The sequence below is a fragment of the Cereibacter johrii genome (genome assembly GCF_001720585.1).
Taxonomy (GTDB): domain Bacteria; phylum Pseudomonadota; class Alphaproteobacteria; order Rhodobacterales; family Rhodobacteraceae; genus Cereibacter_A; species Cereibacter_A johrii.
In genome coordinates this window covers 1-20,471 of record NZ_MABH01000231.1, presented here as the reverse complement: position 1 = coordinate 20,471, position 20,471 = coordinate 1, and the positions used below count along the sequence as shown (strand labels likewise).

Below are 20,471 nucleotides of genomic sequence, written 5' to 3'. Positions count from 1 at the left end.
TAAGGTTTCCCTAATCCTGATCCCCGAATGCCTAAAATGCGCATGGCCCCCGGCCGCGCCCTCCGCCGGAAGAGGGAACCAAAGATTGTGCGACCTGTTGAGTTCGCACATTCGACCAAGATGGGGATCAGGCGTGACGGACAGGGATGGCGAGAGCGGCCGCATGCGGCCCGCCCGCGCATTGCGCGCTCCGAAGGGACCGGACTCAGAGGCGAACCGGCAGGGCGTGGCAGCAGCGACAGGAGCGCCGGAGAGGCGCGACGGGGGCGAGGAGGCGCTGATGCGGCTGGCCGAGGCCCGCGTCGCCATCGAGGGCGTCAATCTGGAGATCGACGGCGGGCGCTTCGCCGCGAAGGTGGTGGCCGGCCGCGAGGTGGCGGTTCAGGCCGACATCTTCTGCGACGGACATGACAGCATCGACGCGGCCGTGCTGCACCGCCCGCGGGGCGCAGAGGACTGGACCGAGGTCCGCATGGAGTTCCTCGTGAACGACCGCTGGCAGGCGCGCGTCACCTTTGCCGAGAACGCCTTTCACGAGCTGACCTTCATCGCCTGGCGCGACCTCTACACCACCTGGCGCAAGGAGGTGGCGAAGAAGCTGGCCGCGGGCCAGAAGATCGATCTCGAACTCGAGGAGGGGCGCAGGCTCCTGCAATCGGTCGAGACCGCGGGGCCCGAGGATCGCGCCCTCGTCGACCGGATCCTCGCCGAGGACGGGGCCGATCAGGAGGCGGGCGCCCGCTTCGCGCGGATGAGCTCTCCCGAGGCGGTGGCGGCGATGAAGCGCTGTGCGCCGCGCACCAATCTCACCTGCTACAGGATCCTGCCCGTCTTCGCCGACCGGGAGGCCGCGGCCTTCTCGGCCTGGTACGAGATGATGCCGCGGTCGCAGTCGGACGATCCGGAGCGGCACGGCACCTTCGACGATGTGATCCGCAAACTGCCCTATGTGCGGGATCTGGGCTTCGATGTGCTCTATTTCACGCCGATCCACCCGATCGGGCGCGTGAACCGCAAGGGGCGCAACAACAGTCTGACGCCTGCACCGGACGATCCGGGCTCTCCTTATGCCATCGGCAGCGAAGAGGGCGGGCACGATGCGATCCATCCCGAGCTCGGCGATTTCGAGAGCTTCGGCCGGCTGGTCGAGGCCGCCCATGCGCACGGGCTGGAGATCGCGCTCGATTTCGCCATCCAGTGCGCGCCGGATCACCCCTGGATCCGCGAGCATCCGGAATGGTTCGACTGGCGGCCGGACGGCACGATCAAGTTCGCCGAGAACCCGCCGAAGAAATACGAGGACATCGTCAACGTCCATTTCTACCGCGGCGCCCTGCCGGAATTGTGGTATGCGCTGCGCGATGTGGTGCTGTTCTGGGTGGAAAAGGGCGTGAAGATCTTCCGGGTGGACAATCCCCACACGAAGCCCTTCCCGTTCTGGGAATGGATGATCGGCGAGGTGCAATCGCAGCATCCCGACGTGATCTTCCTGGCCGAAGCCTTCACACGCCCCAAGGTGATGAAGCGTCTGGCCAAGGTGGGCTATGGCCAGAGCTATTCCTACTTCACCTGGCGCAATACCAAGGCCGAGCTCATCGACTATCTCACCGAGCTCACCACCGAGGACTGCCGCCACTACATGCGGCCGAACTTCTTTGCCAATACGCCCGACATCAACCCGGTCTATCTCCAGCATTCGGGGCGGCCGGGGTTCCGGGTGCGGCTCGCGCTTGCCGCGACGCTCGGGGGCAATTACGGGCTCTACAACGGCTATGAGATCTGCGAGGCGACCCCGGTGCCCGGGAAGGAGGAATATTTCAACTCCGAGAAATACCAGCTCCGCGCCTGGGACTTCGACCAGCCGGGGCATATCCAGGATGACATCCGGCTGATGAACCACATCCGCCGCACCCATCCCGCGATGCGCGATTTCACCCGGCTGCGCTTCTACGATGCGCACAACGACTCGGTGCTGGCCTATGGCAAGAGCACCGAGGACAAGCAGGATTTCCTGCTCTTCCACGTCAACCTCGATCCGCACGCGGCCCGGACCTTCGAATTCGAGGTCCCGCTGTGGGAGTTCGGGCTGCCCGACGATGCCTCGGTCGAGGTCGAGGATCTGCTCAACGGAAATCGCTTCACCTGGCACGGAAAGTGGCAGTGGCTGGAACTCGACCCGCAGACCCGCCCCTATGCGGTCTGGCGGCTCTACGCGCCGGGAATGCCCAGATGAATCAGAACGTCTCTCCCTCCACCGTTGCCGTCCGCCGCACGGACGGCATCGATCGCAGCCAGACCGACTGGTACAAGGATGCGATCATCTACCAGTTGCACATCAAGGCGTTTCAGGACGCCAATGGCGACGGGATCGGCGATTTCGCGGGCCTGATGCAGCGGCTGGATTATGTGCAGGCGCTGGGCGTGACCGCGATCTGGCTGCTGCCGTTCTACCCCTCGCCGCTCCGCGACGACGGCTACGACATCTCGGACTATCGCTCGATCAACCCGTCCTACGGCGCGATGCGCGACTTCAAGCTGTTCGTGCAGGAGGCGCACAAGCGCGGGCTGCGCGTCATCACCGAGCTCGTCATCAACCACACCTCCGACCAGCACCCCTGGTTCCAGCGGGCCCGGCGGGCGAAGAAGGGCTCGGCCGCGCGCGACTGGTATGTCTGGAGCGACACCGACCAGAAATTCCCTGAAACGCGGATCATCTTCCTCGATACGGAAAAGTCGAACTGGACCTGGGATCCGGTGGCGGGCGCCTATTACTGGCACCGCTTCTATTCGCACCAGCCCGACCTGAACTTCGACAATCCCCGCGTGCTCGAGGAAGTCCTCAAGATCATGCGCATGTGGCTCGAGATGGGCGTCGACGGGCTCAGGCTCGACGCGATCCCCTATCTGGTCGAGCGCGAGGGCACCAACAACGAGAACCTCCCCGAGACGCATGACGTGCTCAAGAAGATCCGGGCCAATCTCGACCAGCATTTCCCCGACAGGATGCTGCTCGCCGAGGCGAACCAGTGGCCGGAGGACACGCGCCCCTACTTCGGCGAGGGCGACGAGTGCCACATGGGCTTTCATTTCCCGCTGATGCCGCGGATGTACATGGCGCTCGCGCAGGCCGACCGGCATCCGATCACCGACATCATCCGCCAGACGCCCGAGATCCCGGAAGGCTGCCAATGGGGCATCTTCCTGCGGAACCACGACGAGCTGACGCTCGAGATGGTGACGGCCGAAGAGCGCGACTACATGTGGCGCTTCTATGCCGAGGATTCGCGGGCGCGGATCAATCTCGGCATCCGGCGCAGGCTGGCGCCGCTGATGAAGAACGACCGGCGCAAGATCGAGCTTCTGAACCAGATGCTGATGTCGATGCCGGGCACGCCCATCGTCTATTACGGCGACGAGATCGGCATGGGCGACAACTACTATCTCGGCGACCGCGACGGGGTGCGCACGCCCATGCAATGGTCGGCCGACCGCAACGGCGGCTTCTCGCGCTGCAATCCGCAGCAGCTTTACCTGCCGACCATCCTCGACCCGGTCTACGGCCATCAGGCGATCAACGTCGAGGCGCAGGCGGCAGACCCGTCCTCGCTCCTGAACTGGACGCGGCGCCTGATCGCGGTGCGCAAGCAGCATCCGGCCTTCGGGCGCGGCTCGATGAGCCTGCTCTATCCGCGCAACCGCAAGGTGCTGGCCTATGTGCGCAGCCACGAGGGCACGGACATCCTCTGCGTGGCGAACCTCTCGGACACGGCGCAGGCGGTCGAGCTGGATCTCGCCCGGTTCCGCGGCGCGGTGCCGGTGGAGCTTACGGGACGGTCGGAGTTTCCGCCGGTGGGCGATCTGCCCTACATGCTGACGCTGCCGCCCTACGGCTTCTACTGGTTCATCCTGTCCGACCAGCAGGCGCTGCCGAGCTGGCACCAGCCGATGCCCGAGACGCTGCCCGATTTCATCACGCTCACGACGCGCGACGGACGGGCGGAAACCGCGCTCACGGGCCGCGAGACGCGCCAGTTCGAGGCCGACGTGCTGCCGAACTGGCTGCCGCTGCAACGCTGGTTCGGGGCCAAGGAAGAGAAGATCAGCGCGGTGAAGCTGGCCGTTCTGGGCTCGCTCTCCGCCGATCACGCCCTCGTCCGGCTCGATGCCGATGTGGGCGGCGAGGCGCAGCAGTATTTCCTGCCCGCCTCCGCGCTCTGGGGCGAGGAGCAGCTCCGGGCCGGGGCGCCCAAGCTGAGCTTCACCCTGGCCAAGGTCCGGCGCGGCCCGCAGGTGGGCGCGCTCATCGATGGGGCCTATGACGAGCAGATGGCGCAGGCGATGCTCGAGGCGCTGCGTGAGGGCCGCAGGCTCTCGGGGGCCGGGGGCGAGGTGGTGTTCGAGCCGGGCTCGGCCCTTGCCGAGATCGCCGACCCGGGCGAGCCGCGCTATCTCGGGGCCGAGCAGTCGAACATCTCGATCGCCTTCGGCGACCGCCTGATCCTCAAGCTCTACCGCCGTCTCCGGGCGGGCGAGCAGCCGGACGTCGAGGTGGCGCGCTTCCTGACGGAAGTGGCGGGCTACACCCACACGCCCCGCTATCTCGGCGTGGTGAGCCTGCGTCCGGCCGAGGGCGAGGCGACCGTCCTCGCCGCGGCCTTCGCCTTCGTGGCCAACATGGGCGATGCCTGGCGCGGTCTCTTCGACGCGCTGGTGCGCGATCTGGGCGACTTCGGCGCCTGGAGCGCCGCCGAGGCGCCGGAAGAGGAGAAGGACGGCTTCTCCTTCCCGCTGACCATCCCGGGCCTTCTCGGCCAGCGCACGGCCGAGCTGCATCAGGCCTTCGCCACCGAGACCGACGAGGCGGCCTTCCGCATGGAGCCGCTGAGGGCCGAGCATCTGACGGGCTGGGCCGAGGGGGCGCGGCGCGAGGCGGAGGCCATGCTGTCGGTGCTCGAACGGCAGCGGACGCACCTGCCCGAGGAGGTGCTGCCCCTGGCCGAGGCGCTGCTGGCGCGGCGCGAAGACCTGCTGGCGCGGCTCGACCGCGTCACCGGCTTCGAGCCGTCGGGCGCGCTGACCCGCATTCATGGCGACTACCATCTGGGTCAGGTGCTGCTTGCGCAGGACGATGTCGCCATCATCGACTTCGAGGGCGAACCGCGCCGCACGCTCGAGGAACGGCGCGAGAAATCCTCGCCGCTCCGCGACGTGGCCGGGATGCTGCGCTCGTTCGACTATGCCGCCGCCGCAGCCCTCGCCCGTCACGAGGAAAGCTTCGGCCCGGCAAGCGAGCGGGCGGTGGAGCGGGCCGAGGCCTGGCGGCAACAGGCGGTGGCCGATTTCCTCTCCGCCTACGAGGGCGCGTCCGCCGGAACCGCGAGCCTGCCTTCGGACCCGGCGCTGAAGGAGGCGCTGCTCGATCTCTTCCTCGTGCAGAAGGCGGTCTACGAGACCTCCTACGAATTGGGCAGCCGCCCCGCCTGGGTCGGCATCCCGCTGCGCGGCCTTCTGGAACTGTTGGACAGGACACCTGCATGAACGTGACATCGAAGCCCGGGGAGCTCGTCCCCGAAAGCGACGTGGCCGCCATCATGCGCGGAACGCACGGAGATCCCTTCCGCGTGCTGGGCATGCACGGAGGCGGCGGCACGCCGCTGTCGGTCCGGGTCTTCGCCCCGCAGGCCGCGGAGGTTGCGGTGCTGGGGCAGGGGGGCGAGGTGCTCGCCTCTCTCGCGCGCATCGGCGCCGAGGGCTTCTTCGCGGGCACGGTGCCGGGCGAGGAGAAATTCCCCTACCGCCTCCGCTTCGTCTCGGGCCCGCACGAGTGGGAGGCGGACGATCCCTACCGCTTCCCCGAGGTGCTGGGCGAGCTCGACGAATATCTGCTCGGGGAGGGGCGGCACTATCAGCTCTATACCCGGCTCGGCGCCCATCCGGCCGAGATCGAGGGCGTGCAGGGCGTGAGCTTCGCCGTCTGGGCGCCGAACGCCCGCCGCGTCTCGGTCGTGGGCGCCTTCAACGCCTGGGACGGCCGCCGCCACCCGATGCGCAAGCGCATCGGCGCGGGCGTGTGGGAGCTGTTCATTCCGGGCCTCCATACCGGCGATCTCTACAAGTACGAGATCCTCGGCCCCTCGGGCGAGCGGCTGCCGCTCAAGTCCGACCCTCTCTCCTTCGCGCAGGAGGCGCCGCCGGCCACGGCCTCGGTGATCCACGGGCTGCCAGAGGCCGAGTGGCACGATGCGGGCTGGATGCAGGAGCGCGCGAGCCGCCAGCGCCGCGATGCGCCGATCTCGATCTACGAGGTCCATGCGGGCTCATGGCGGCTGGGGCTCGATTACGACGCGCTGGCCGAGGAGCTGTCGGCCTATGTGCGCGAGATGGGCTTCACCCATGTGGAATTCCTGCCGATCAGCGAACATCCCTTCACCGGCTCCTGGGGCTATCAGCCCATCGGGCTCTTCGCCCCCACCGCGCGCTTCGGCCCGCCCGAGGGCTTCGCGCGGCTGGTGGACCGGCTCCACCGCGACGGCATCGGCGTCATCCTCGACTGGGTGCCCGCGCATTTCCCGTCCGACGCCCACGGGCTCGCCAATTTCGACGGGACCCATCTCTATGACCATGCCGACCCGCGGCAGGGCTTTCACCGCGACTGGAACACCCAGATCTACAACTTCGGCCGACAGGAAGTGTCGAACTTCCTGCAGGCCTCGGCCCTGTTCTGGCTCGACCGCTACCATGTCGATGCGCTGCGCGTGGATGCGGTGGCCTCGATGCTCTACCTCGATTATTCGCGGAACGCGGGCGAATGGGTGCCGAACCGGCATGGCGGGCGCGAGAACCTCGAGGCGATCGATTTCCTGCGCGGCGTGAACGAGCGCGTCCGGCTCGACCATCCGGGCTGCATCACCATCGCCGAGGAATCGACCGCCTTCCCGCAGGTGAGCCGCCCCGTCGAGGAGGGCGGGCTCGGCTTCGGCTTCAAGTGGAACATGGGCTGGATGCACGACACGCTGGCCTATTTCCGGCGCGACCCGATCCACCGCAAGCACCACCAGCACGACCTGACCTTCGGCATGGTCTATGCCTATTCCGAGGATTTCGTGCTGCCCCTCAGCCATGACGAGGTGGTGCACGGCAAGGGCTCGCTCATCGGGCAGATGGCGGGCGACCGCTGGCAGAAGTTCGCCAACCTCCGGGCCTATTTCGGCTTCATGTGGGCGCATCCGGGCAAGAAGCTGCTGTTCATGGGCGGCGAGTTCGCGCAGGAGCGCGAATGGAACCACGATGCCTCGCTCGACTGGCATCTGCTCGACGATCCGTCCCACGCGGGGATGAAGCGCCTCGTGGCCGACCTGAACCGCGAATACCGCAGGCGCCCCGCGCTGCACCGGATGGATTGCGATCCCGAAGGGTTCGAGTGGATCGATGCCGGCGATACCGAGAACAGCGTGCTGAGCTTCCTGCGCAAGGCGCCTGGCGAGAAGCCGGTGCTGGCGGTCTGCAACCTCACGCCCGTGGTGCGGTCGGATTACCGGATCGGGGTGCCCGAGGGCGGCGAATGGCGCGAGATCCTCAACTCCGACGCCGCGATCTACGGCGGCTCGGACGTGGGCAATCCCGGCGGTCTTCAGGCCGAGGAGGTCTCCTGGCACGGCCGGCCGGCCTCGCTGCGCCTGACGCTGCCGCCGCTTGCCACGATCTTCGTGACGCCTGCATGAGCTTTGCGCTGCGCGAGGGAAGGCCCTTCCCGCTCGGGGCGACCTGGGACGGGTCGGGCACCAACTTCGCCATCTTCTCGGCTCATGCGCGCAAGGTCGAGCTCTGCCTGTTCGACGCCCGCGGGCGGCGCGAGATCGCCCGCGTGGCTCTGCCGGAATATACCCACGAGGTCTGGCACGGCTATCTGCCCGAGGTGCGCCCCGGGCAGCTCTACGGCTACCGCGTCCACGGGCCCTACGAGCCGCAGGCGGGGCTCCGCTTCAATCCGAACAAGCTCCTGATCGACCCCTATGCGCTGATGCTGCAGGGCGAGGTGGTCTGGCACGATGCGGTCTTCGGCTACCGGATGGGCAATGCCCGCGCCGACCTCTCGTTCGACCGCCGGGATTCGGCCTTCGTCATGCCGAAATGCGTGGTCGTCGATCCGGCCGTGACCTGGGGGCCCGACTATCCGCCGAACATCCCCTGGGCCGAGACGATCATCTACGAGGCCCACGTCAAGGGCATGACCGCCCTCAATCCCGCCATCCCCGACCGGGTGCGCGGCTCCTTCGCGGCCTTGGCCGACCCGCGGGCCATCGAGCATCTGGTGACGCTCGGTGTGACCGCCATCGAGCTCATGCCCACGCAGGCCTTCTTCGACGACCGCTACCTGATCGAGAAGGGGCTCACGAACTACTGGGGCTACAACACGATCGGCTTCTTCGCGCCGGCCACGCGCTACATCTCGCCCGGCGGCGGGGTGCATGAATTCAAGCTGATGGTGCGCCGGCTGCACGAGGCCGGGATCGAGGTGATCCTCGACGTGGTCTACAACCACACGGCCGAGGGGAACCACCTCGGGCCCACGCTCTCGTTCAAGGGGATCGACAATGCCAGCTACTACATGCTGGGCGACGATCCGCGCTATTACTACGACACGACGGGTTGCGGAAACACGGTGAACCTCGGGCACCAGCGGGTGCTGCAGATGGTCATGGACAGTTTGCGCTACTGGGTCGAGGCCTGCCATGTCGATGGCTTCCGCTTCGATCTGGCGACCTCGCTCGGGCGCGACCGGCAGGGGTTCAACGCGAATGCGGTCTTTCTCGACGCGGTGCGGCAGGATCCGGTCCTGAGCCGGGTGAAGCTGATCGCCGAGCCCTGGGACACGGGCCACGAGGGCTATCAGCTCGGCAACTTCCCTCCCGGATGGGCCGAGTGGAACGATCAGTATCGCGACACGGTGCGCTCCTACTGGAAGGGCGATGAGGGCGAGCTGCCGGGGCTCGCCTCGCAGCTGCTGGGATCGGCCGGGCATTTCGACCGCCGGGGGCGGCGTCCCTGGGCCAGCGTGAATTTCATCACCGCGCACGATGGCTTCACGCTCGCCGATACCGTGTCCTACAACGACAAGCACAATGCGGCGAACGAGGAAGAGAACCGCGACGGCCATTCCGACAACCGCAGCTGGAACTGCGGCGCGGAGGGGCCCACCGAGGATGCGGAGGTGCTCGACCTCCGCGACCGGATGCGGCGGGCGATGATGGGCACGCTCCTGATCTCGCAGGGCACGCCCATGCTTCTGATGGGAGACGAGGTGGGCCGCAGCCAGGCCGGCAACAACAACGCCTACTGCCAGGACAATGCGATGAACTGGCTGAAGCTCGACGGGCTCGAGCCGCGGGACGCGGCCTTTCTCGACTTCACCCGGCGGCTGATCGCGCTTCGCAAGTCGCGCCCGCTGCTGCGCCATCCCTCGTTCCTGCACAAGGCGGCGGTGGGAGAGGAGCCGGTCGAGGTGCGCTGGCTGCGCCCCGACGGGGAAGAGATGGAGCCCGACGACTGGCACAATCCGGCGGCGCGAACTTTGGGGCTGCTGATCCGGAACAAGCCGGCCCTGCTGACACTTCTCAATAGCCATTTCGAGGAGGTGCCCTTCTCCCTGCCGGACGTCGGCCGGGGATGGGGGCTTCTGCTGGATACGGCGGCGGGGCGGGTGCCGGAGCGGCCCGAACCACAGCGGGCGGCGGGCTTTGCCGTGCCGCCGCGGACACTTCTGGTTCTGGAGGAGACTGAATGAACGACTGGGCCTGGGGACCGCGGATCGAGGATGGCCTCGGCCGCTTCCGGCTCTGGGCGCCGTCGCAGGAGCGGCTGGTGCTGAGACTCGACGGAACGGATCACCCGATGACGCGCAGCGACGACGGGTGGTTCGAGGTGCAGGTGCCCGCAGAGCCGGGCATGGACTATGGCTTCGTGCTCGAAAGCGGACAGGTGGTGCCGGACCCCGCGGCACGGGCGCAGGCGGGCGATGTGCACGGCCTGTCGCGTCTGGTCGCGCCTTCCTTCGATTGGCAGCACGACTGGACCGGGCGGCCATGGGCCGAGACCGTGGTGATGGAGCTGCATATCGGCACCTTCACCGAGGAAGGCACCTTCCGCGCCGCCATCGAGCACCTGCCGCATCTGGCCGAAGTCGGGATCACGATGATCGAGCTGTTGCCGGTGGCGCAGTTCGGAGGCAACCGCGGCTGGGGCTACGACGGGGTGCTGCTCTATGCGCCCCATCCCGCCTATGGCACGCCCGAGGATCTGAAGGCCCTGATCGACGCGGCCCATGGCCTCGGGATGAGCGTGGTGCTCGATGTGGTCTACAACCATTTCGGGCCGGAGGGGAATTACCTCGGCGCCTATGCCGCGGACTTCTTCGATCCGGAACGGCATACGCCCTGGGGCATCGCCATCGCCTATCACCTGCCGGCCGTGCGCCGCTTCTTCCTCGACAATGCGCTCTACTGGCTGACCGAGTTCCGCTTCGACGGGCTGCGCATCGATGCGGCCGACCATATCCGCGACCCGGAGTCGGACCCCGAGGTGCTGGTGGATCTGGCCCGCACGATCCGGCAGCGCATCCCCGACCGGCCGATCCATCTCACCACCGAGGACAACCGCAACATCACCCGGCTGCACGAGCGGGGATCCTCCGGCGAGGTGGTGCTGCACACGGCCGAATGGAACGACGACCTGCATAATGTGGCCCATGTCCTGCTGACGGGCGAGACCGAGGGCTATTACTGCGACTTCGTGAAGGATCACTGGCGCAAATATGCTCGCGCGCTGGCCGAGGGCTTCGTCTATCAGGGCGAGCATTCCGAGCATGAGGGCAAGCCGCGTGGCAAGCCGTCGGGCCATCTGCCGCCGCTCGCCTTCGTCGATTTCCTCCAGAACCACGACCAGATCGGCAACCGCGCCTTCGGCGAACGGCTGACGACGCTCGCGCCCGAGGCACGGTTGCGCGCGATGATGGCGGTCCTGCTGCTCTCGCCGCATGTGCCGCTGCTGTTCATGGGCGAGGAATGGGGCGAGACGCGGCCCTTCACCTTCTTCACCGACTTCCACGGAGAGCTCGCCGATGCCGTCCGCAACGGGCGGCGCAAGGAGTTCGAACATTTCTCGGCCTTCCAGGGGCTGGATCTCGACCGGACGGTGCCGGATCCGAATTCCGAGGGCACGTTCCTTTCCTCGAAGCTCGACTGGCTGCACCGCGACACCGCGCGCGGCCGGTCCTGGATGGCCTTCGTCAAGGATCTGCTCGCCACCCGTGCCCGCGAGGTCGCGCCGCGGCTCGAACGGGCGCCCGGAAACGGCGGGCGCATCGTGGCGGTCTCGGACGATCTGGTGGCGGTGGACTGGCAGCTCGACGGCGCGGTCCTTCGCCTGCGCGCCAATTTCGACGACCGGCCGCAGGACTTGCCGGAGGCCGGGGGCCGTGTGATCCATGCCTCTCCCGGCACCGAGGCTGGCAGCCCGCTGCCGCCCTGGTCGGTGCTGGTCACGCTCGAGGAGACTTCATGAGCCGGACCATCGAAGACAGGGCGGCCGAGTTCGCCATCCAGCCCAGCTATCACGCGCTCGGCGGCGAGTTCGTCCGCGCGCCCGTCGAGACGCTGCGCGAGATGCTGGGGGCCTTCGGCATCCCGCTGGAGGGACCGCCGCCCGACCGGCCGCCGCCCGAGATGCGGGCGCCCGAAGGCTACAGCTGCTTCCTGCCCGAGGGCGAGATGCGGCGCTGGGGCATTGCCGCGCAACTCTACCAGCTGCGCTCCGAGCGCAACTGGGGTATCGGCGATTTTGCCGATCTCTGCGATCTGGCGCGGATCGGAGGCGCCGCGGGGGCCGATTTCATCGGCCTGAACCCGCTTCACGCGCTGTTTCTGGCCAATCCGGCCCACACCAGCCCCTTCTCGCCCTCGAACCGGCGCTTCCTGAACCCGCTCTATATCGCGGTCGACCGCGTGCCGGGCTACACGCCCGACCTCGCGCCCGAGGGGCTGGATCGGCTGCGCGCGCCCGATCTCGTCGATTATCCGGCGGTGGCCGCAGCCAAGATCGGCGCGCTCCGGCGTCTGTGGCGCAACGGGCCGGACGATGCGATGGGCTTCATGCGCTTCTGTGCCGACGGTGGCGAGCTCCTGCGTCGCCACGCGCTCTTCGAGGCGATCTCGGGCCAGATGGTCGCGGATGGCCATGGCGCGGGCTGGCTCGGCTGGCCGGTGGAGTTCCACGACGCCGAGGGCCAGGCCGTCATCGACTTCGCCGACGCGCGGGGCGACGAGGTGGGCTTCCACCTCTGGCTGCAATGGATCGCCGACCGGCAGCTCGGCGAGGCGCGCGATGCCTGCCGCGCCGCCGGGATGAAGATCGGGCTCTATCTCGACTTCGCCGTGGGCGAGGTGCCGGACGGATCGAGCACCTGGTCGGACCCGAGCCTGGCCGTGTCGGGCCTCCGGATCGGGGCCTCGCCCGACTGGTTCAACGCGCAGGGTCAGGACTGGGGTCTGGCGCCCCTCTCTCCGGTGAAGCTCGCCGATCTGCGCGCCGCCCCCTTCGGGGCGCTGATGCAGGATGCCACGCGCCGCGCAGGCGCGCTGCGGATCGACCATGCGATGGGCGTCTGGCAGCTCTTCCTCATCCCCGACGGGATGGGCGCGCCGCAGGGCACCTATGTGCGCTACCCGATCGAGGACATGCTGCGCGCGCTGGCCGAAGCCTCGTGCCGCAACCGCACCATCGTGATCGGCGAGGATCTGGGCAACGTGCCGGATGGCTTCCGCGAGCTGATGGCGCGGATGAACATCCTCTCCTACCGCATCCTGCTCTTCGAGCGGCACGACCACGGCTATATCGCGCCCGAGCACTATCCGCGCGAGGCGCTCGTCTGCCTCTCCACCCACGACCTGCCCACCTTCCGCGGCTGGTGGCGGGGCGACGATGTGGCGATCCGGCGCGACTTCCGCCTGATCTCGGACGAGGCCGCCCGCCAGCAGGGCGACTTCCGCTGGATCGAGCGGCGCCAGCTGCTCGAGGATCTGGCGCGGGCGGGCCTCATGGGCTGGGACGAGATCGACCGGATCGGCCCCGAGGATCCGTCCGAGGCGCTGGTCGTGGCGGTGCACCGCCATCTCGCCCGCGCGCCCTCGCGCCTTTTCGCGGTGCGGATCGAGGATATGGCTGGCGAGGTGGCGCCGGTGAACGTGCCCTCGACCGTGGACGAACATCCCAACTGGCGGCGCAGGCTCGGCGTGCCGCTGGAGGCTCTGGGCGAGACCGCGCTGTTCCGCGGCATCGCCGGGGCCCTCGAAGCCGAGCGACCAAGGGAGCCCTCATGAGCGTCCGCGCCACCTACCGCATCCAGTTCACCTCCGACTTCCGGTTCTCGGATGCGGCACGGCTCGCGCCCTATTTCGCGCGGCTGGGGATCAGCCATCTCTATGCCTCGCCGATCCTCGCCGCGCGCGAGGGCTCGACCCACGGCTATGACGGGGTCCATTACAGCCTCATCAGCCCCGAGCTCGGCGGCGAAGAGGACTTCCGCGCCATGGCCGCGACCTTCCGCGACCACGGCATGGGGGTGATCGTCGATTTCGTGCCGAACCACATGGGCGTGGGCGGGGCGGACAATGTCTTCTGGCTCTCGGTGCTGGAATGGGGGCGCCAGAGCCCCGTCGCGGACTGGTTCGACATCGACTGGGAGAGCGCGACGCCGGGCCTTGCGGGGAAGGTGCTGATGCCCTTCCTCGGCGATCAGTATGGCGAGGTGCTGGCGCAGGGAGACATGGAACTGCGCTACGAGCCCGACCGCGGCGCCTTCGCCATCTGGGCGCATGACACGCACAAGCTGCCGATCTCTCCGCAGAGCTACGCGACGATCCTGCGCGCGGCGCCGGGCTTCGAGGAGCTGGCCGCGGCCTTCGAGGCGGCGGGCGCCGCCGAGCCCTCCGATCCCGTCTGGCCCGACCTGCGGCGGCGGCTGCGCGACATCGATCCCACGCCGGCCGTCGAGGCCTTCCGGGGCACGCCCGGCGATCTCGACAGCTGGGCCGCGCTCGACCGGCTGGCCGAGGCGCAGAACTGGCGCGCGGTCAAGTTCTCGATGGACAGCGACGCGATCAACTACCGCCGCTTCTTCACCATGAGCGACCTCGCGGGCGTCCGCGTCGAGAAGGCCGAGGTCTTCGCGGGCGTGCACCGGCTGATCCTGCGGCTGATGGAGGAGGGCGTGGTCGAGGGCATCCGCATCGACCATATCGACGGGCTGGTCGATCCCAAGGGCTACTGCCTGCGCCTGCGCGACGCGCTCGACCGTCCGTTCCCGCTCTATGTCGAGAAGATCCTCGCCCCCGACGAAAGCCTGCCCGAGAGCTGGCGGGCCGACGGTACCACGGGCTACGAATTCGCGAACCTCGCCGTGGGCCTGATCCTCGATCCGGCCGCCGAGGAGGCGCTGACGGAGATCCATGCGGGCTTCACCGGCCAGTCCGCGAGCCCCGAGGATCTGGTCCATCAGGCCAAGCTCGAGATCATGGCGCAACCCATGGCCTCCGAGCTCGAGAGCCTGACGGACCGGCTTCTGGCGCTGGTGGCCGAGGATCCGCGCCGGCGCGACTTCGGACGGGCGGCGGTGCGGTCGGGCCTCTCGCAGGTGATCGCGGGGCTCGACGTCTACCGCACCTATGCCGATGCCTCCGGGCTGGCCGAGGCCGACCGGGCCCGGGTCGAGGCGGCGGTGGAGCGGGCCAAGGCCCGTGCGCCCGAGATCGACCCCGGCATCTACGATTTCATCGGCGGGGTCATGACGCTGGATCTGGCCGAGGAGCAGCCCGAGAAGCGCGACGAGATCCTGACCCTCGTCATGCGGTTGCAGCAGTTCACCGGGCCGGTGATGGCCAAGGGCCTCGAGGACCGGGCGCTCTACCGCTATTCGCGCCTGATCGCGCTGAACGAGGTCGGCAGCGAGCCCGGCCATTTCGGCGTGAGCCTTGCGGCCTTCCATGAAGCGAACCGGGATCGGGCGGCGCGCGAGCCGGGCGCCATGCTCACCACCTCGACCCACGACACGAAGCGCGGCGAGGATGCGCGGATGCGCATCGCGGCCATCGGCAGCCATGTGGGGGAATGGGCGGCCAAGGTCGAGGAATGGCACGGGATGCTCGCCTCGGACGAGGAACCCGTGGATCTCAGCGAGGAATATTTCTTCTACCAGCTCCTGCTCGGCGTCTGGCCGATGGACTGGACCGAGGCGCCGGAGGCCCAGGATCTGGCGGCCCTGCGCGAGCGGGTCGAGGCGGCCATGCTGAAATCGATCCGCGAGGCTGCGGTCAACACCCGCTGGGTCTTCGGCAACGAGGCCTATGAGGCGGCCTTCTGCGCCTTCATCGGGCGCGCCCTGGGCACGCCTGACAGCGCCTTCCTGCGCTCGTTCCTGGCCTTCCATGGCCGCATCGCGCCCGAGGCTCTGGCGAACATCCTCGTCCAGACCGTGCTGAAGCTGACCGTGCCCGGCGTGCCCGACATCTATCAGGGCGCGGACCTCTGGGAGCAGAGCCTCGTCGATCCCGACAACCGCCGCCCGGTGGATTTCGCGCTTCGCGAACGGATGCTTCTGGAGATGCAGGAGAAAGTGCCGGCGGACGTGCCGCCCGAGGCGGGGGCGGTGAAGCTCGCGCTGACCGCGCGGCTTCTGGGGCTGCGGGCCGAGCTGCCGGATCTCTTCGCAGGCGGCAGCTACGAGCCCGTGGAGGCGGGCGAGGGGATCTGCGCCTTCCTGCGCGCGGGCGAAGGCGCGCGGATGCTCGTCGCCTGCCGGCTGAACCGGGCCGCCCACCCCGCCCAGGGGATGAGCCTCCCGCAGGGCCGGTGGCAGGATCTGGTGACGGGCACCGAGGCCAGCGGCACGCTCGCCTTCGGCCGCCTGCCCGTGGCGGTGCTGATCGAACGCTAGCGCAGGGCGCCTGTGGGCTGGAGCGCCGCCCGTATTCGGCGGCGCTCACCCTCGAGGGAACCTGCCGGCCCGGTCAGAGCCCCGCGAGGATCCGCTTCGCCTCGGTATGGATGTCGGTAAGCCTGTCGCGATCCTCGCCCGGGAAGAAGCGCCCGCGGGTCGCGGTCGGCAGCGGCTCGGGCGTCTCGATCAGCACGCGCGGGCCGATCTTCTGCGTCTCGGCCTGCCAGCTCCGGACCAGCGCGATCTGAGCGGCCTTGGTCGCGCCATAGGCGCCGAAGAAGGGCTCGCCCGCATGGCGGTCGTCGAAGAACAGCGCCGTGCCCTGACCCGCGCGCAAGAGCGGCTCGACCATCGGGATCAGGATGCCGGTCGCGCGGACGTTGGTCGCGATGGATTTCTCCCAGTCCTTCGGATCGAGATGGCCGGTCGGGCAGAGCGGTGCCGCATGGACCGCCGCATGGACCCAGAGATGCACGGCGCCCCAGCGGTCGAAGATCGAGCGGCAGAGGTGGCGCATCGCATCGTCGTTCGTCACATCCATCGGCGCCAGCGTCGCGGGCTCGGCCCCGGGGCGGCGCCCCCGGATGCGGTCGTCCATGTCCTCGAGCCCGCCCGTCGTGCGCGCCACCGCGATGACGTGCCAGCCCTCCACGCCAAGCTCCTCGGCGATCGCGGTGCCGAGCCCGCGCGAGGCTCCGGTGACAAGGGCAATGCGGGGCGAGGGCAGGGTGCTCATGGATCGCGGCCTTCTGACTGAAAAGCGCCGCGGCTCCGGGCCGGCGGCGCTTCAGCCTATGGCGGGAAATGCAGGGGCGCGCAACCCATGGGGCATGCGCCCGCCCGTCGCGCGGGCGGCCTACTCCGCCGCCTTCATCTCGAAACCCTGCTCGATCTTGTCGGAGGGCGCGACGGGATAGTCGCCCGAGAAGCAGGCATCGCAGTAGCGCGGCGCATTCGGATCGCGGCCTCCGGCCTCGCCCACGGCGCGATAGAGCCCGTCGAGCGAGATGAAGCGCAGGGAATCGACCCCGATCCAGTCGCGCATCTCGTCCTCGGACATGTTCGCGGCGAGAAGTTTGCTCCGCTCGGGCGTGTCGACGCCGTAGAAGCAGGGCCAGGCCGTCGGCGGCGAGGCGATGCGGAAATGGACCTCGGCCGCGCCCGCATCGAGGATCATGTCCTTGATCTTGCGCGACGTGGTGCCGCGGACGACCGAATCATCCACGAGGATCACCCGCTTGCCCTTGATGAGCGCGCGGTTGACGTTGAGCTTCAGCCGCACGCCCATGTTGCGGATCTGCTCGGTCGGCTCGATGAAGGTCCGCCCCATGTACTGGTTGCGGATGATGCCCATCGCATAGGGAATGCCCGACTGCTGGCTGAAGCCGATGGCGGCCGGAGTGCCCGAGTCGGGCACCGGGCAGACGAGATCGGCATCGACGGGCGCTTCCTTGGCCAGTTCCACCCCGATCTGGCGCCGGGTCTCGTAGACCGAGCGGCCGCCGAGGATCGAATCCGGCCGCGAGAAATACACATGTTCGAAGATGCAGAAGCGGGCGGCGCGGCGCTCGAACGGGTGGAAGCTCTCGATGCCGCGGGTCTCGTCGATCACCACCATCTCGCCCGGCTCGACCTCGCGGATGAACTCGGCGCCGATGATGTCGAGGCCGCAGGTCTCGGAGGAAAGCGCCCAGCCCTCGCCGATCCGGCCGATCACCAGCGGGCGCACGCCCAGCGGATCGCGGACGCCGATCAGCTTGGTGCGGGTCATGGCGACGACCGAGAAGGCGCCCTCGACGCGGCGCAAAGCGTCCTTCATCCGCTCGGGGATGTTCTTCTGGATCGAGCGCGCCATCAGGTGGATAATGCATTCGCTGTCCGAGGAGGACTGGAAGATCGAGCCCCGCTCGATCAGCTCGCGCCGCAGCGCGGCCGCGTTGGTGAGGTTGCCGTTATGCGCGACCGCCGCCCCGCCCATGGCGAATTCGCCGAAGAAGGGCTGCACGTCGCGGATGGCGGTGGCGCCCTTCGAACCGGCGGTCGAATAGCGCACATGGCCGATGGCCAGCGCGCCGGGCAGGGTGGCCATCGTGTCGGGATCGGTGAAATTGTCGCGCACATAGCCGAAGCGGCGGGCGGAGTTGAAGCCCTGCTCGGGATCGTAGGCGACGATGCCGCCCGCCTCCTGCCCGCGGTGCTGCAGCGCGTGCATGCCGAGGGCGACGAAGTTGGCGGCGTCAGACACACCGATGACACCGAAAACGCCGCACTCTTCCTTCAACTTGTCATCGTCGAAGGGGTGGCTCAGGAAGGGGCGCATGGGAGGGCTCCGAATCCGAGGGGAGATTGGCCCCTCATGTAGTGGCTTGTCACGCCGCTGTCACCCTCACAAAGCCGTGCTCCGTCAGTTGGCGGGTGCGGGGGCGGGCGTCGCGGGGGTGGTGGGCGCCGGTGTCTGCGTCGCGGGCAGGGTGCAGCTGCTCACGAGCTGCTCGTAGCGGGCCACGATCCAGCCGGGCGCGTCGGAGGGGATCGACTGGTCGATATTCTCCTGGAACGAGGCGAAGACGCGGGCCGAGCGGGAATTATCCACCATCGGGATGGTCTCGGAGGCCACGGCCCGGTCGTAGACGATCAGCGCCACCGCCACGAGCACGACGCCGCGCAGCACGCCGAAGAGGAAGCCCAGGCTCTGGTCGAGGCCGCCCAGCGCGGAATTGCGGATGGCCGAGGAAAAGATCGGCGTGAAGAGCGAGAGCAGCACGAGGCCCAGCGCGAAGACCGCCGCGAAGGCCGCGATGATCGAAAGCTCGCAGCTGTCGCCGAGGAAGTCGCCGACGACCGGCACCTCCTTGATGAGCGGCTGCGCCTGTGCTGCGAAGACGAAGGCCAGCACGGCGGCCGCGATCCAGCCCGCGATGGCCATGACCTCGCGCACGAGACCGCGCGAGTAGGCGAGGATCGCCGACAGCACGATGACGGCCGCAACCACGGCGTCGATGATGGTAAAGCCTTCCATGTGCCTGCTCCTTCGGCGTTACCCGGCCCCGAACATCTCACCCACGAATGCCGCGAGGTCGGGCATCTGGCGCACCCGCATTCCCTCGTCCTGGCCCAGTTTCGAGCGGGTCGGCGCGATTGCCTGCGAGAAACCAAGTTTCGAGGCCTCTTTCAAGCGGCTTTCGGTCTGGGCCACCGGGCGGAGGGCACCCGAGAGGGAGATCTCGCCGAAAAGCACCATGTCGGGCGGAATTGCCACATCTTCGCGGGCCGAGACGAGGGCCGCGGCCACGGCAAGGTCGGCCGCGGGCTCGGAGACGCGCATGCCGCCCGCCACGTTGAGGAAGACATCGAGCCCCGCGAAGGGGATGCCGCAGCGCGCCTCGAGGACGGCGAGGATGGTCGAGAGCCGGCCGCTGTCGAGGCCCACCACAGTCCGGCGCGGGGTGCCGAGCGGCGAGGGCGAGACGAGGGCCTGGATCTCGGTCAGGACGGGGCGGGTGCCCTCGATGCCGGCGAAGACGGCCGAGCCCGGTGCGGGCTGGTCGCGGTCGGACAGGAAGAGGGCGGAAGGGTTGGCGACCTGCGCGAGCCCGCCGCCGGTCATCTCGAAGACGCCGATCTCGTCGGCCGGGCCGAAGCGGTTCTTGACCGCGCGCAGGATGCGGAACTGGTGGCCGCGCTCGCCCTCGAAATAGAGCACCGTATCGACCATGTGCTCGACGACGCGGGGGCCTGCGATCTGACCCTCCTTCGTCACATGGCCCACGATGACGATGGCCACGCCCCGCCGCTTGGCGAAGGTCACGAGCTCGTGCGCCGAGGCGCGCACCTGCGCCACCGAGCCGGGGGCGGACTCCACATTGTCCAGCCACATGGTCTGGATCGAGTCGATGATGGCCAGCGCCGGGCGCTCGGCATCGAGCGTGGTCAGGATGTCGCGCAGGTTGGTCTCGGCCCCCAGCGCCACCGGCGCCTGCCCGAGGCCGAGCCGCTGGGCGCGCATCCGCACCTGCGCCGCCGCCTCCTCGCCCGAGATATAGAGGCACTTCACCCCGCCATTGGCAAAGCTCGCCGCTGCCTGGAGAAGGAGGGTCGACTTGCCGATGCCGGGATCGCCCCCCACGAGGATCGCCGAGGCGGGCACGAGGCCTCCGCCCAGCACGCGGTCCAGTTCGTCGATGCCCGAGGAGGTGCGCGGCGGCGCCGCCTCCTCGGTGGCGAGGTCGCTCAGCGCGATGGTGCGGCCCTTGGAGCCGAGCGCCTTCGGCCCGCTCGACAGGGGCGTTTCCTCGACGATCGAGTTCCAGGCGCCGCAGGCGTCGCAGCGCCCGGCCCACTTGCGGTGGACGGCGCCGCAGGTCTGGCAGGTGAAGACGGGGGAGGATTTGGCCATGGCGCCTTTTGCCCCCTCGCGCGGAGCGGCGCAAGCCGCGCCTGACAGAGGCCCGGTCCGCGCGCGGGCAGCGGTGCCCGCAGCCGC

At 68.6% G+C, this 20,471-nt stretch carries 11 protein-coding genes; 7 read left to right on the top strand and 4 right to left on the bottom strand.

Annotated features, from left to right (window positions below; genetic code table 11):
- Positions 1 to 280: 280 nt before the first annotated feature.
- The 7 genes from A9O63_RS19255 to A9O63_RS19225 are packed head-to-tail and all read left to right on the top strand — an operon-like array spanning position 281 to position 15,985.
- On the top strand, positions 281 to 2,233 hold the full coding sequence (locus A9O63_RS19255; RefSeq protein WP_069333345.1) for an alpha-1,4-glucan--maltose-1-phosphate maltosyltransferase: 1,953 nt from the start codon (positions 281 to 283) through the stop codon (positions 2,231 to 2,233).
- Positions 2,230 to 5,538 (top strand): maltose alpha-D-glucosyltransferase, encoded by a 3,309-nt coding sequence (treS, locus tag A9O63_RS19250; protein ID WP_069333344.1) that lies wholly within the window; start codon positions 2,230 to 2,232, stop codon positions 5,536 to 5,538. Before A9O63_RS19255 ends, treS begins: the two co-directional genes overlap by 4 nt.
- Positions 5,535 to 7,721 carry a 1,4-alpha-glucan branching protein GlgB gene (gene glgB, locus A9O63_RS19245; RefSeq protein WP_069333343.1) on the top strand — a complete coding sequence of 729 codons (2,187 nt, stop codon included), beginning with the start codon at positions 5,535 to 5,537 and terminating at the stop codon, positions 7,719 to 7,721. The genes treS and glgB overlap by 4 nt, the downstream gene beginning before the upstream one ends.
- Positions 7,718 to 9,784: a glycogen debranching protein GlgX gene (glgX, locus tag A9O63_RS19240; protein WP_069333342.1), complete on the top strand. Its 2,067-nt coding sequence runs from the start codon at positions 7,718 to 7,720 to the stop codon at positions 9,782 to 9,784. The genes glgB and glgX overlap by 4 nt, the downstream gene beginning before the upstream one ends.
- A complete protein-coding gene (treZ, locus tag A9O63_RS19235) occupies positions 9,781 to 11,559 on the top strand; it encodes a malto-oligosyltrehalose trehalohydrolase (RefSeq protein WP_069333341.1) in 1,779 nt (592 codons plus the stop codon). Before glgX ends, treZ begins: the two co-directional genes overlap by 4 nt.
- Positions 11,556 to 13,373 carry a 4-alpha-glucanotransferase gene (gene malQ, locus A9O63_RS19230; RefSeq protein ID WP_069333340.1) on the top strand — a complete coding sequence of 606 codons (1,818 nt, stop codon included), beginning with the start codon at positions 11,556 to 11,558 and terminating at the stop codon, positions 13,371 to 13,373. The genes treZ and malQ overlap by 4 nt, the downstream gene beginning before the upstream one ends.
- On the top strand, positions 13,370 to 15,985 hold the full coding sequence (locus tag A9O63_RS19225; RefSeq protein ID WP_069333339.1) for a malto-oligosyltrehalose synthase: 2,616 nt from the start codon (positions 13,370 to 13,372) through the stop codon (positions 15,983 to 15,985). Before malQ ends, A9O63_RS19225 begins: the two co-directional genes overlap by 4 nt.
- Positions 15,986 to 16,058: 73 nt before the next feature.
- Here A9O63_RS19225 and A9O63_RS19220 read toward each other — a convergent pair whose 3' ends face one another.
- The 4 genes from A9O63_RS19220 to radA form a co-directional block, all read right to left on the bottom strand.
- Positions 16,059 to 16,724: an SDR family NAD(P)-dependent oxidoreductase gene (locus A9O63_RS19220; protein WP_069333338.1), complete on the bottom strand. Its 666-nt coding sequence runs from the start codon at positions 16,722 to 16,724 to the stop codon at positions 16,059 to 16,061.
- 120 nt (positions 16,725 to 16,844) lie between these two features.
- Positions 16,845 to 18,308: an amidophosphoribosyltransferase gene (gene purF, locus A9O63_RS19215; protein WP_069333337.1), complete on the bottom strand. Its 1,464-nt coding sequence runs from the start codon at positions 18,306 to 18,308 to the stop codon at positions 16,845 to 16,847.
- An 84-nt stretch (positions 18,309 to 18,392) separates the two neighbouring features.
- Entirely contained in the window at positions 18,393 to 19,007 is a 615-nt protein-coding gene (locus tag A9O63_RS19210; protein ID WP_069333336.1) for a CvpA family protein, read from the bottom strand.
- A gap of 18 nt (positions 19,008 to 19,025) precedes the next feature.
- Entirely contained in the window at positions 19,026 to 20,384 is a 1,359-nt protein-coding gene (gene radA / locus A9O63_RS19205; protein WP_069333335.1) for a DNA repair protein RadA, read from the bottom strand.
- Positions 20,385 to 20,471 lie beyond the last annotated feature (87 nt).